This is a genomic window from Bradyrhizobium sp. BTAi1 (genome assembly GCF_000015165.1).
GTDB classification, from domain to species: Bacteria; Pseudomonadota; Alphaproteobacteria; order Rhizobiales; family Xanthobacteraceae; genus Bradyrhizobium; species Bradyrhizobium denitrificans.
Genome location: NC_009485.1, coordinates 6,640,485 through 6,653,731, shown reverse-complemented (window position 1 = coordinate 6,653,731; position 13,247 = coordinate 6,640,485). Strand labels below are relative to the sequence as shown.

Below are 13,247 nucleotides of genomic sequence, written 5' to 3'. Positions count from 1 at the left end.
CCTCCTGACCTGATCGGCATGGTTTCCCCCTACGGGCGCGGCCGGACCCTACGCGGTGAGATCGATCAGGGGAAATTGACTTTGGTGATTGTCACGATAAGATAATCTGATGATACATTTGACGATGCGACAGCTCCGTTATTTCGATGCGCTGGCGCGTCTCGGCCATTTCGGCCGCGCGGCCGAAGCCTGCTCGATCTCGCAGCCGGCGTTGTCGATGCAAATCAAGGAGATGGAGGACGCGCTGGGCGGCGTCCTGCTCGAGCGCAATGCGCGGCAGGTGGTGCTGACGCGTTTTGGCGAGCAACTCGCGGAGCGCGTGCGCGAGATTTTGCGCTCGGTCGACGAGCTCGGCGATTTCGCCCGCGCGTCTCGCGATAAGTTGATCGGCCGACTCCGCCTCGGCATCATCCCGACAGTCGCGCCCTATCTGCTGCCGCGGGTGATCGGGAGCCTGATGCGCAAGCAACCTGAGATCGACATTCATGTGCGGGAATCGAAGACGCCGACCCTGCTCGAAGAGCTGTTGGAGGGGCGGCTCGATGCCGCCATTCTCGCGCTTCCGGTGTCCGAGCCGTCACTGACCGAGGTCGCGCTGTTTGCGGAGAATTTTCTGCTGGTGCGGCCGCCCGAGTTTGAAGGCGCGCCGGTGCCGAGCAGCGAGAGCCTGCGTGAGATGCGACTGTTGCTGCTGGAGGAGGGGCACTGCTTCCGCGACCAGGCGCTGTCATTCTGCAATATGCAGGCGCCGCGCGAGATGCTCGATGCGTCCTCGCTCTCGACACTGGTGCAGATGGTCGGCGCCGGCATGGGGGTGACCTTGATCCCGGAGATGGCGGTCGGCGTCGAGACGCGCTCGGCCGCGGTATCGCTGGCGCGCTTTGCCGAGCCGCAGCCCTCGCGAACCATCGGCATGGTCTGGCGCAAGACCAGCCCGCTGGCCAAGCAGTTGCTGCACATTTCAGAGATCGTGGGCAGCGCCGCAGAGGGCCTGCGCAAACAGGCCAATGTGGGGCAGGGACGTAAGCGGCGGAGGTGAGCCGCTGATCGTATCGACCTCCCCCGCCTTGCTTGCCGCGAGGCTGTGACGCGGTGGGCATGTTCTCAGGGGCGCCTTGTCTGACGGCCGCCGCGCCGCGCACACATATCACTGACCCAGCGGCCGCCGCACGCCATCGCGCAGGACGCGACCGGCGCGCTCAGAACCGAACGTGCCAGCACCGGCCTTGATCGTTCCGGCGGTTCGAGCAGTCCGCGTCGGCACTGCGCGGATAGCCGCTATGCGCGCGGGCTGATCAGCTTTCTCCATTGGAACCCGGGTGCGTACCGGCGGTTCGTAGCGTTGAGCAACTCACGTGCTCGAGGCCGTCGCCGTCGCGACGGAGGACCGTGGCGGATGATTTTCGGCGCACGGTCAAGCGTGATGACCTTCGGTCGAGGAGTGTTGCAATGCGAAGCTTCAACTATGTTGCGGCGCTGGCCCTGTCGGGCGCGCTGCTGGCCGGTGCGAGTGCGCCGGCCTCGTCTGCGCCCATGACCGGGCTGTCCGCGGCCGCCAAGCCTGACGCCGCCGCCTCTGGCACGGTTGCGGTTCGCTATGGCGGTCGCGGTTTCGGCGGCGGATGGCATGGTGGCGGATGGCACGGCGGTGGCTGGCGCGGTGGCGGCTGGGGCTGGGGTGGTGGAGCACTCGCCGCCGGCGCCTTGTTGGGCGCAGGGATTGCCGCGACGACAACGCCCTTTGCCTGGGGTGACCCCTATGATTATTACGACGGCCCAGGCTACGGCTATGTCGGCATTGGCTACGCGCCGTATTACGCCCGCCCCTATTACGCTAGGCCCTATTACGGCCGACCCTATTGGCACCATCGCTATTATGGTGGCTGGGGCGGCCCCTGGTGGTGATCTCGGCGCTTTGATCTGATGATGATGCGAGACTGCGCGAGCCGTCACAGTCTCGCATCTCGAAGTTTGGGGCAGGACGCTTGGGCAGATGCTCATTAGGCGGTGCGCCGCCTGACGTCTGGTTCGCCGTCGACAGCGGTTGAAGTATGAATGGTCTCCGAGGTTGCATTGTCTAACGCAGCGGACAACCTGGCTACAACGTCCCCTAACCGCCAAGATCTTCTGTCGGCGCTTAGGATGCAGAACGGCGATGGGCCAAGCAGGTGACTTTTCATGAGCACATTCTATACCGACGAACAAATCCGAGAAGCTATCTTGGCCTTGGAGAATTACTCGCCGGGAATCTGGGAGATCATGAAAAAAACCGAAATCGCTGAGCCTGACCTCGAAATTTACGAGCAAGAGCAGCTCGCCATTGTACGTGCCCTGACTGTTGTCTTGCTCAGAATGCCATTTGTCTCTCAAGCCGAGAAGCCGCACTCAGCCGAGGTTCGTTTACTCATAGACGTGCGTAAGGCCGTTCGAGGTGCGGTCAATCCCAAGCGAACTAATTGCGGGCAATGCGGCGGAAGACTCACCTAAGCCACCGACACCTCGAGCTTTCGCAGAACGTCGGCGATCTTGGCCACGGCAATCGCCGAGTTGGTATCGGACGTGACGCCCGCGAAATGGATTCCGAAGCCGGGCATCTCCTGGTCCGTCCAGGCCAGCACGAACGAGCCCGAGGCGCCGCCGAATGTCGTTGCGTCATGCCCGAACACCGAGCCGAGTGTGTCGTGCTCGTCGAAACCGAGGCTGCGCCTGAATTTGCCGGGCGCGAGCCGCTTGAAGCCGAACAGGTTGCCGAACAGCGCATTGGTGACGAAATTCCAATCGACGTCCGTGCCGCCGCTCATGGGCGCGGGGCCGGGGAAACCGATCACCGCCAGGGACGGAACGCCACCATTGGCGAAGGCCGCGCGCGCGTCGAGATGGACCTGTCCTGCCGGCAGACGATCGCCCGCCGTGATCGGCTCAAGCCGCAGCAGAGCTGCGTCAACGCTGCCGAAACCTCGCCCGAAGCCGTCGGGCAGGATGGCCTCGACCACCTTGAACCGCCTCTGGTCGAGCGTCGCCGCTTCTCCGGCGAAATCGACTTCCAATCCGGCCGGTATCGACAAGCGGTTGCCGTTGGCGGTCATTGGAATCAGCCACTTCCGTCTGGCATCGTCGACGACGTGATAGTTGGTGAGCGCGAGGCCTCGTGCCGCGTCGACGATGGTGGCGGTGCCGATGAAGTTGGACGCATTGCCGTGCGTCGGCTGCACGCGTCCGACGCATCCGGCGACGCGCTGAATGTCCTCGCGCCGTGCGGCCATCGTCGCGGCCCAGATTCCGAGGAACGGATGCGACGCCGGCGGCAGCCCGTTCTCCAGCAGAAAGCTGGGCCGCGAGCCGTCCGCGATCACGATCGCCTCGAGCGCCATGCGCTCGCTGGCGGCGAAGTGCTGCGGCGGGCCGAGTCCGACGTCGGGAAGCTTGCTGAGCGCCTGGCCGCCGTGCCGGTACATGACCTCCAAGGCTTGGCCAAAGGCGACGGGGTCGCCGATTTCGCGGGGCGGCATCGCGGCCATGACCGCTGATACACGTTGAAGGATGTCGTCGGGATGCGGCATGGGCGCGTCCGGCGGCAAGGATGATTCGAGATCGATCGCATCGGCGAGCCGCAGGTCGCCGGCCCCGGCACTCTCCAGATTTCCGGTTGAGCGCTCGGCGGCATGGCGCGCCGCAATCATCTGCTTCAACTGGACGATGCGCCCGTCAGCGGGCTGTCCGGCATCGCTCCGCGCAGGACGGATCGCAGGCGCGATGCTGCTGTCGGTGACGGCCTCGAGCGCCTGCCGCACTTTGAGCGGGACCTCGACCTCCGCGCCGGCCGCCGACTCCAGACCCGGCGCGGTCCGTCTCAGTTTTTGCTGAAGAACGGCAAGGCTGGTCTCGCCGCCGAATTTCATCCAGTCGACATCAGCCTTCAGGGCCGGCGGACCGAAGGCTTCGAGGGCGAATTGCCGGAGCGATTCATCGCCCCGACGGACCATGTCGGGCGCGCGCGGCGCCTCGATGCCGATGCCGGCATCAAGACCGGCTTGCAGCAGAGCAAGCGCATCGGCGATGCCGACGCCCATGTTGAATGAATCCCAATCCGGGGCCGGCTTGCGCGCCGTGGCGCGCAGCAGCCGCCGGAACATCTCCTGCACGGTCTCCTTGCGACGGCGCGCTTCGGCGATGATGGTGCCGCGACCATGATGTGCCAGCCAGCAGGCGGCAACACCTGCGATCAGCGCCACCGCGAAACTGGTGCCTTGCCCCTGGCCGGATCGTCCAGTGGTCGCAGCGGCGCGATAGACATTCTGTCCCGGCGCCGAGATCGCGACCGTGGGGCCCCGGCAGGAGCCGATCCATGGCTTGTCGTGGAAGTCCGTTCCGGCCACGGCAATGCAGTCGTCGAAGCGCGCCGGCCAGACGACGAGCCCGACGCAATTGCCGGCCGCTGCGACCACGATCACATCGGCGGCGACGGCGCGCTCAAGCGCGCGCTGCAGCGCCCACGACCAGATGCCGCCAAGCGACAGCGAGATCACGTCCGCGCCCAATGCGACGGCCCGATCCATCGCCTCGGCGACGCTGGTCTGCGAGATGCGGACGACATTCTCGATCGCGCGAATGGGAATGTGCCTGGCCTTGGGAGCCGCGCCGACGACGTCGAGAGATTCCGGACTGATCGCGACGCTGGCGGTGGCGGTGCCGTGGCCGGGATTGCCCGCGTAGTTCAGCGGATCGGTCGGATCTTCCGGCGTCGTGCCGTCGCCGATCACGTTGTAGGAGCCTGCGCGAACGACCCCCGCCAGCTCCGGGTGGCTGATGACGCCGGTATCGATTTGACAGATCGCCACGCCCGCGCCGCGGCTGGGCCGTCCCAACTCGTCGGAAAGCTTCCATGCGTCTTGCAGCCGCAAGCGGCTGACGGCCCATGACTTGTTCTGCTCAATCTCGGATTCCTCGTCGACCCAGCAGCCTGGCGGGAATTTCTCGACCGCCTCCAGCTCGCGCCGGTCGTCGAGCTGATCGATCGGCATGATTGCGTGAATCAGCTCAGGCTCGATCGGTGCAAGGCCGAGCGCGTCTTCGAGCGCGTGCGCGGCGAGGAAAGCGCCCTGAGCGGGACCGACGAAGGTGCGGTCCGGAATGGTGATGACAAGATCGCGCGGCGCGGCGCTGGACAGCGCCGACACGGTGGCGTGCAGCGGAGCAAGCTGGGATGCGATCTTGGTCTTGGTCGCGGCGATGTCATCTCCCGCGGGCGCCACCAGGAAGAAGCGGGCAGGGGGCGCTTGCGGCTTGACGACATTCGGCGAGGTGGCCGACATGATCGCGACGATGGCGGTATCGGCTGACATCGCAAGCTCCCCGTGGCTCGACCGTTCAGGTCGAGGGGTAAATCTGAAGTCCGAGCATGCCGTCCATGACCGGCGCGTAGATCCCGTCGGCCCATCCCAATTTGCTGACCTGTCGCGCGATGAGGGCCTGCCGCGTCTTCGGTCCGAGCTGAGCGTTCGCTTGCGGCGCGATGCCGAGCGCCTGCTGGAGCGCGGCGACCCGCGCGCCGGACGAGCCGTGGCGCAGCCGGCTGATGTCCGCGCTGGTTCGTGTCCCGGCCCTGACCTGTGCGGCGACGGCGGCGTCGAGCCCGGTGAGGAGCATCATGGAAAACTGCTTGCCGTTCGAGCCGGAGGTAACTCCGAGGGCCGCCCGGAAGTCGCTCCAGATGCCGGTATGCTGGCCGTTCGCATAGAAGCCCGGCAGCGTCAGGCAGCCGGCCGACGAGAAGCCGCGTGACATCTGGCCGGGATGAACATTGTCCGCCGGCGCCGTGATCATGAACGCATCGAGCCGGTCGTAGATCGTGTCGGTCAGCGAGCGGAGAACGACGGCCGATGACGCGCCGCTGGCGCTGTCCGACAGCCGCAACACGGTGGGTATTTCCCGATTGGTGCCGGGATGATGTGTGCCGACCGTGTAGGTATAGCAGCCGGTCGGCAATATGTTGCCGGTCAGGTTGGCCGTGCTCGCGCCGACCTGAGCCATCGCATAGCATTTGAAGACATAGGCCGCGTTGGGAACGGTCGAGGCCTGATAGGCGCTCAGCGTCTTCCGCTCGCGATCATAGACGCCGATGATGCAACGGAAGTTGCGGTGATCCGGTCGCTGGTCCGTGATGACGATGCTGGTCGCGTCCTCGCGCTTGGCCGCGCCCAATGAGGCGCCGCGCAGCGCGAACATCATCTTGCCCGGCAGCGGCGCGAATTCATTGGCGGCGATCAGCGCATCGAGATCGCCGGGTGTGAGCTCGAAGGCCTTGCCGGCCAGCGACGTGTCGAGGTGCCGATAGTCCGGCTGCTCGTCATCCTTCGGGTTCCAGCGCACCGACGCCACAGTCAGGCCTGCCGCTTCGAGGTCCTGGTCGGCGAGGATCGCATTGATCTCCGCGACGTCGGCGTCATCGCTCTGCGTGGCCTCAGCGCTCTCGAACGTCTCCACGATCGGGGCGCTTTCGAGCGCGCTCTCGGTCGTCCCCGTCGCATGGGCCGCGATCCGCGCGGTCATCCGCATTTCGGCGAGCCCGGCTTCGAACAAGCGAGCCTCGCCTTCTCTCCGTTCGGAAAGACTGGAGCTGGCGCCCCAGAGGCGCTTCATGCCGCGGATCAGGTCCGGAATCCGGGCGACATCGTCCAGGCTGCCTGCGCGCATCGCGGCTCCGATCTCGCGCATCTCGGTGAAGCGCGGACCGGGCGCAGCAAAAGCCGCGCCACGATTGAATGTCAGGCTCAGCAGCGCGCCCCTGCAATGCGGATGGAGCCGGTCGAGATTGTCGAGCGCCTGATAGAACTGACGGATCAGGGCGGGATATTTCACATTGTCGAACTGGTCGATCGCCACCGACCAGGGCACGACGATATCGCTGAGGCTGCGGATCAGGGCTTGCGCCTGCGTCACCTTCGCGGCGCGACCAGGCTCGACCGTGCGAAAGCCGATGGTTGGGGCAAGACGGTCGAAATCGGCGCGCGCCAGCTGCGCGCCCCATTGCGACAGGAACTCCTGCTTCGTGTGGTAGCCGAGATCCCAGCCGCAGCCGATCGTAATGCCGGACGAATAGCCAGGCCAGATCGGGCGGCCCTTGATGACGTTCTCATAATAGGATCGTCCGCCGGTCTCCCAACGAACGATGAATTGGTATCCTGTGAGCGAGATGGTCGCACGCCAGTCCGCCGGCAGTTCGGTGGACTCGAGCTGTGGCGCGCCTGGCAGTTCGCTAATGGGGTCCTCGCGGAATCCTGCAGCCTCCGTCACGGCCTCATCAGTGATATTTCCGAGCAACTGCTCGGACAGCGGCGACAAGCTCTCCAGGGAGTCCCGTGTGGTGATCGGAGGAGGCCGACGGAGCACGCTCAGGTCCGGCAGCTTTCGAACGTAGCTGGCGACGTGATCGGCGAGCTTTGACTTGATGTCTCCGCGCACGCCGGCGAGCACGTCCGCGTCGATCGTGACCTTCCCTTCGAAATGCTTGAGCTCGGCCTCGCTGGTGCGGAACTTGAAGAACAGAACCTGGGTGAGGGTCGAGCGGGCTTCCAATCCGAACGCCATCAGCGTCACCAGGAAGCCGTGCTTGTCATCGGGCTCGGCCAGCGTCACCTGGAACCGCGCTGTCTTGCCGGTCTGGCTCTCGCGATTGAAGATCGTCATCCACGGACTGTTCGCATCCATGCTCTTGAGGGCGTCGAGCGTGGCCTTCACGACGGCGAGCGCGCCTGTGCCCGGTCCCAGCAGCGTCGTCGCAAGGCCGATGATCGCTTCATGCGCCTGAAAGCCGGCGCTGTCGGTGTGGTAGGTTGCGAACTGATCGACCTGAACGACCCAGCCGATGTTCTTCAACACGGTGAAATATGACTGGTACCATTCATAGATCCTGTTCGCGTCGGGCACCTCCACCTTGGCGACCAGCTGCGCCAGCAGCGCCGAGTTGATCAGATCCTGTCGCTGTTCGGTGGTCACGCCGTTGACGAAGGAGATGACGTCAGAGCCGACCACGGCCGCTTGATCCTTCGCCCGCGACAGCGCCTGATCGACCGGAGAGGCAGCGTCTTCCAGAACGGCAAGGCGAGGCGGCAACGGAGCGGCTTGGACGAAGTCACGCGCCTTTGAAACGGCTTCGAGACTCATGGCGTGGTCCTCCCAATGTTGAGGCTGCCTCACTTCTCCAGCGTCCAGGCGGGAGCATTAATCGACAAATGAAAAGGAATTTGCGGCCGTCAGCCAAGCATGTCGCAAAATGATAATGCAAATTGTAGTTGTAGACAATACAGAAGCCCGTGCTGCAGATGCGTCCTGCGTTCTGGTAGTTCGCGGAGCTTGCGCGCCGCATCATGAGGTCGCCTCCGGCATAGAAATGTTTTGACTGCTGAGTTGAACCGCTGCTCGTGTGACGTGACACACGTCTACGGTCGCCATTCTCGACCGTGGCATCTGATCGCGATTGTTCGATTTTCAAATCGGCATTGATCATGGTCACGGGCGAAGCAGCCAGATGGTCTGGTTGCTCGGACGTATAAAAGTCTTTTGTTTCAACGAGCGATAGGTCGCTTGTTGAGTTCCACAGGCTCGTGAAGCTCTGACGACGCCTCTTAGGAATCCGGCTCTTATATTACGGCTTTTTCGACAGTGCATTTCGCTGTCGCGTGTTGATCAATAGCAGATGGGTCAGTCTGGTTGCCTTAGCGGTGCTGGCCAGGTGACGACCGCTTGGCATGTCTTCCCGAATGAATGCTCGGAAGACAGCGGATGAATCTGATTGTGGCCTCGGCGCGGATCGCCGCAATTATGGCGATCGCAAATGGTCCTCGCTGTCACGACGGGGACTGGGAGACCTGCGGCCGCGAGCACCTGAAGCACGATAAACGCGGCAAAGCGGAGGGCACGACATGAGCGATCCGGCGAGCGGCCAAGGGCCCAATGCAAGCTTTGAGCTGAACGTCAGACCCGCGGCGGAAGTCGCGCAAGAGATCATGCGCTCGGGAGACGATCTGCATGTCGATCCCGCCGCGCCGCCGGAACCTATGCTTGAGGCCGCGGTCAGCCGCTGGCGCGTCGCGAAGTCGCTCGAACGCCTGCGCGCCCAGGTCAATGCGGCCTTTCCAAATCGCAGCACCGCCAGTGACGGTACGATCGGTGATATCCGCCACCAGAGCCGAGAATCCGACCACAATCCCTGGATCGTTGACGCGGGCATCGGCGTCGTCACGGCTCTGGACGTGACACACGACCCTGCCCATGGCTGCGATGCCGGCAAACTCGCCGAAGCGATCCGCGCCAGCCGGGACGACCGCGTCAAATACATCATCTCGAATCGCAGGATCGCCAATTCGCAGCCGGTCGGCGCCGCAGCTGCCTGGGCTTGGCGAACATATACGGGCTCAAATCCGCACAATCATCACTGCCATATCTCGGTGAAGTCGGACAAGGCAGCCTATGATGATGTGAAGGATTGGGATATTCGGCCGCGTCCTGACCTGGAATCTGCCGGTGGGGAGGCGGGTGTGGCGCCGTCCGACCTGTTCGCTGCCGCGCTTGACTCATTGCCGGGCAATGCCGACCGCCCGATCTTCGAGCGGCTGATCGATGCCCAGGACGAGATCGCGAGATTGCTGGCCTCCTATGCGACCAGTGAGCGCCCGGTTCGGGCGGAGGAGGACGAAGAGGCGGCGCGGCCAAGCTTTGACACGCTCAAGGCGGGCTATGAGGAGCTGTGGGCGAGCTGTCGGATTCGCCCGGAGCGCGCGGACAGCGTTGCCTGGCATCGCGCGAAGCTGTTGCAGAACAAGCCGCGCTACGAACAGGTCAGCGCGGCGACCGGCGCGCCATGGTGGTTCATCGGCATCGTCCATGCGCTCGAGGCCAGCTTCAACTTTCAGGGCCATCTGCATAATGGCGATCCGCTCCGCGCGCGCACGGTCAATGTGCCGGCCAATCGGCCACCGCGCTGGAACCCGCCAAACGACTGGCTGTCGAGTGCCATCGACGCCATCACGTTCGAGGGATTTGCCGGACAGTCGGACTGGAGCATCGCGCGCACTCTGTATCGCTTCGAGGGATACAACGGCTTCAGCTATCGCACGAAGGGGATCAACTCGCCTTATTTGTGGAGCTTCTCCACGCATTACACCCGGGGCAAATTTGTCCGCGATCACGTCTATGACGAGAATGCGGTCTCAGCGCAGTGCGGTGCCGCGGTCATGCTGAAGTCGCTGCAATTGGCGGGCGAGACGCTCGCGTGAGCCGATCGGCCGTTCTGCGCCGACATGGCGAAGCCGGGGTGGGAGCTATCACGCCGGTCAAGATGACGTGAGCGCGGTCCGCGATTTGAAGGTGATCGTTGGGGCTCTTCGGTTCGAAGGTCCAGGTAAAGCTCGCGAACAGGGATTGCACGCGCCGCGCTGACCGGCCGTGCTGTTCCGGATCACCGGACGAGCCAGAGCAACACCAGCATCACGGCGACGATCGCCGTGATGAACGCGCTTCTCGTCAGCGCCGCCCCGGGTGAAATCCGGTCGTCTCCCGAGTCGTCTTCTTTTTTGTGCCCGATCATCGGGTGTGTCCCCCACCGCGACGGAATTCGCATCGTCTCAGCCGAATCGGCGGCCGGGCGCGAGCTGTTGTTTTCGATAGCTCCCCCATCTGGTGGATCTATGTAAAAAAAGGTGCATAGCGCAGCGCCTGCACACGTCTGGATGGGGCTGTCTGGCGACGAATAAGCGGCGCCGGCCGTCCGTCTCAGGCCAAAAGCGGGAAAGAAGTATTATCGTAGTGGCAAGGTGGAACTGGTGCGGTCGCTCCTCTTCGTAGACGATCATCCCATCTACAGGGATGCCGTGCGCCGCACGCTTGAACTCGAGATCGAGGATCTCAGTGTGGCAACTGCGGAGAACTGCAGCGCGACACTGGCGTTGCTCGCCGCCCACGAGGTCGACCTCTGTCTTTCCGACTATCGTCTCCCGGACGGCGATGGATTGTCGCTGCTCAAGGAGGTCAGGACGCGATACCCGCTCATCGCGGTGGGGCTGCTCTGTGCAGATCTCTCGCCTGCGCTTGCGGAAGGCGCGGCGTCATTGGGCGCCGTGGTCTGTCTCTCCAAGGACAAGACCTCGGCAGATCTGGTTGCTGCCATCCGTATCGCGTTTTCGGGAGGCCGGGTCTACGACTCCGTCGGCGCCGCTTCGGACGGCACCACGCTGTCGCTTCGGCGCCGCGAGATCCTGATCTATGCGAGCCAGGGCCTGCTCGACAAGCAGATCTGCGAGCTGCTGGGCGTCAGCGAAAGCACGATCCGGGCGCATTGGGGGCGGATCTTCGAGCAGTTGCAGGTCGGCAATCGCACAGAGGCCGTCACCCGAGCTTTGCGGCAGAGGTTGATCTGAATGCCCGCCGGAACAGCATCGCGCATGCGGGCGCTCTATCGCGAGCGCATCCATCTCTTCTTCGGCACGCGGACCCTTCCTTATCTCGGCGGCATCCGCGTTCTCCAGGCGATTTCGACAAGTGGCGCGGCGTCCGCCGGACTGCTCGTCTGGCTGTTGTGCGACCTGTCGCCGGTCCGGGCGGCGATCTGGACCTTTCTCGTCGTGCTGACCGAGTGCCTCATCACCAACATCAACGACGCGTTCCGCGTCGTGTGCCCCCCGGACGAAACTCTGTGGCGCTGGGGCTGGGCCAAGGCGGCGTTGTTCGGTCTCAACGCGTTCGCCTGGTCGCTCAGTCCTCTGCTTCTCCACGTCGACGGTGCTCCCGCATCGGTGCTGTTGCCGCTGACCGCCGTCATCTTCTTCGTGACGAGTGCGACGTGGATCGTCGGAGCCGACTATACGCCGAGCATGTGGATCGTGATGGTGGCGGCGATCGTTCCGGCGGCGCTGTCGTTCCTGAGCTTTGATGGCGAGCTCGAGCGGGTGGCCGGCATCACCCTCCTGGCGCTGTTGCCCTTCGTCCTGGCGACCGGTACCAAGGCGGCGAAAAAGGCGGAGGCTGCGATCAACATCCGCCTCGACATCACCGAACTCCTCGACGTCAAGGCGCGGCAGGCGCAGCAGATCGAGGAGCTGTTCGCGGAGAGGACCCGCTTCTTCAGCGCGGCCAGCCACGATCTGCGGCAGCCGCTGAACGCGATGGGGCTGTATTTCGAACTTCTCGCACGCTCGCCCGATCAGGAGGACCGCAACGAGATCATTGCGCGGCTGCAGGATTGTGCGACGAGCCTGCTCCGGCAATTCGACGCGATCATGGGCGTGTCGGCCACTGATGCCGATATCAGGAACGCGAGCGTCAGGGCCGTGCCTGTCCATGAGATCTTTCTCAGCGTGGCTTCGACGCTCGATCTCGAGGCCCGGCGCAAGTCGTTGCGCCTGCGGGTGCGGCCGTCCGATCTGTGGTGCTCGGTCGATCCGGCTCTGCTCGAGCGTGCTCTGCTCAACCTCGTCGGCAATGCGATCAAGTACACCGAGACGGGCGCCATCCTCATCGGCGCACGCCGCCGCGCCGGAGCTGTGAGAATCCAAATCGTCGATACCGGGATCGGCATCGAGCCTCGCCATCTCAACGCGATCTTCGATGATTTCTTTCAGGTCGGAAATCCCGAACGCAACCGCGACAGGGGGCTTGGCATCGGGCTCGCCATCGTTCGGCGCCTCTGCAAGGCGATGGACTGGCCGCTCGAGGTGAAGTCGGTGATCGGACGCGGCACCAGCTTCAGCCTTACCGTGCCGATGGCGGATGCCGCACCGGCAAGCGTCGACACAGATTCGATGAATCGGGAAATAAGCGTGCCGGATCGGTCGGATCAGCCGGGTGTGCTCGTGATCGACGACGACGCGACGACACGCGATTCGCTCGGTCGGCTGCTGACCAATTGGGGCTATGAATGCGCGCCCTTCGAGGGCGGAGCGCCTGCACTTCGTTTCCTGGGCCAGGCGGCGGCACGAAAGCGATGGCTCGTCCTGCTCGACTACCGCTTGGCCGGCACGGAAACCGGGCTCAATATTGCTGACAAGATCATCGCGGCTTACGCGGACCGCACGCGGCTGGTTCTGATGACCGGAGACATCGGTCCGGAGATCGCGGAAGGCGCCCGTCAGCGCGGCGTGCTGCTGTTGCGCAAGCCGGTGCAGCCGATCCGGCTCAGCGCGCTTCTGAGCTCGGACATGGCAGCGGAATAGGACGATCGCACATGACCGTTTTTTGCGATGAGAGCGTCTGCG

Annotated in this window: 10 protein-coding genes; 7 read left to right on the top strand and 3 right to left on the bottom strand. The window is 64.1% G+C overall.

Features of this window, described 5'->3' with window-relative positions:
• Positions 1-109: 109 nt before the first annotated feature.
• The 3 genes from BBTA_RS29920 to BBTA_RS29910 all read left to right on the top strand — a co-directional run bounded on the left by BBTA_RS29920 (position 110) and on the right by BBTA_RS29910 (position 2,487).
• Positions 110-1,039, top strand: coding sequence for a hydrogen peroxide-inducible genes activator (locus BBTA_RS29920; protein WP_041750975.1), 930 nt, complete (start codon positions 110-112; stop codon positions 1,037-1,039).
• A 410-nt stretch (positions 1,040-1,449) separates the two neighbouring features.
• Complete coding sequence (locus BBTA_RS29915) at positions 1,450-1,905, top strand: hypothetical protein (RefSeq protein WP_012046238.1); 456 nt, start codon at positions 1,450-1,452, stop codon at positions 1,903-1,905.
• Positions 1,906-2,178: 273 nt separating this feature from the next.
• Positions 2,179-2,487 carry a hypothetical protein gene (locus BBTA_RS29910; RefSeq protein WP_041750974.1) on the top strand — a complete coding sequence of 103 codons (309 nt, stop codon included), beginning with the start codon at positions 2,179-2,181 and terminating at the stop codon, positions 2,485-2,487.
• On the opposite strand, the gene BBTA_RS38280 is transcribed toward BBTA_RS29910, so the two are convergent.
• Entirely contained in the window at positions 2,484-5,342 is a 2,859-nt protein-coding gene (locus tag BBTA_RS38280; protein WP_012046237.1) for a S8 family serine peptidase, read from the bottom strand. The genes BBTA_RS29910 and BBTA_RS38280 overlap by 4 nt on opposite strands.
• A 25-nt stretch (positions 5,343-5,367) precedes the next feature.
• Positions 5,368-8,163: a hypothetical protein gene (locus tag BBTA_RS38275; protein WP_049795412.1), complete on the bottom strand. Its 2,796-nt coding sequence runs from the start codon at positions 8,161-8,163 to the stop codon at positions 5,368-5,370.
• Between the two features lie 618 nt (positions 8,164-8,781).
• Here BBTA_RS38275 and BBTA_RS40955 point away from each other — a divergent pair.
• Both BBTA_RS40955 and BBTA_RS39235 read left to right on the top strand, forming a co-directional pair.
• Positions 8,782-8,925 (top strand): hypothetical protein, encoded by a 144-nt coding sequence (locus BBTA_RS40955; RefSeq protein WP_168167927.1) that lies wholly within the window; start codon positions 8,782-8,784, stop codon positions 8,923-8,925.
• Positions 8,922-10,274: a hypothetical protein gene (locus tag BBTA_RS39235; RefSeq protein ID WP_012046235.1), complete on the top strand. Its 1,353-nt coding sequence runs from the start codon at positions 8,922-8,924 to the stop codon at positions 10,272-10,274. The genes BBTA_RS40955 and BBTA_RS39235 overlap by 4 nt, the downstream gene beginning before the upstream one ends.
• 182 nt (positions 10,275-10,456) lie before the next feature.
• Here BBTA_RS39235 and BBTA_RS41690 read toward each other — a convergent pair whose 3' ends face one another.
• Positions 10,457-10,585, bottom strand: a complete 129-nt coding sequence (locus BBTA_RS41690) for a hypothetical protein (RefSeq protein ID WP_256374679.1) — start codon at positions 10,583-10,585, stop codon at positions 10,457-10,459.
• Positions 10,586-10,820: 235 nt separating this feature from the next.
• Here BBTA_RS41690 and BBTA_RS29885 point away from each other — a divergent pair, with 235 nt between their 5' ends.
• Both BBTA_RS29885 and BBTA_RS29880 read left to right on the top strand, forming a co-directional pair.
• A complete protein-coding gene (locus BBTA_RS29885; protein WP_041751668.1) occupies positions 10,821-11,414 on the top strand; it encodes a response regulator in 594 nt (197 codons plus the stop codon).
• A complete protein-coding gene (locus BBTA_RS29880) occupies positions 11,415-13,205 on the top strand; it encodes a hybrid sensor histidine kinase/response regulator (protein WP_012046233.1) in 1,791 nt (596 codons plus the stop codon).
• Positions 13,206-13,247: the final 42 nt, after the last annotated feature.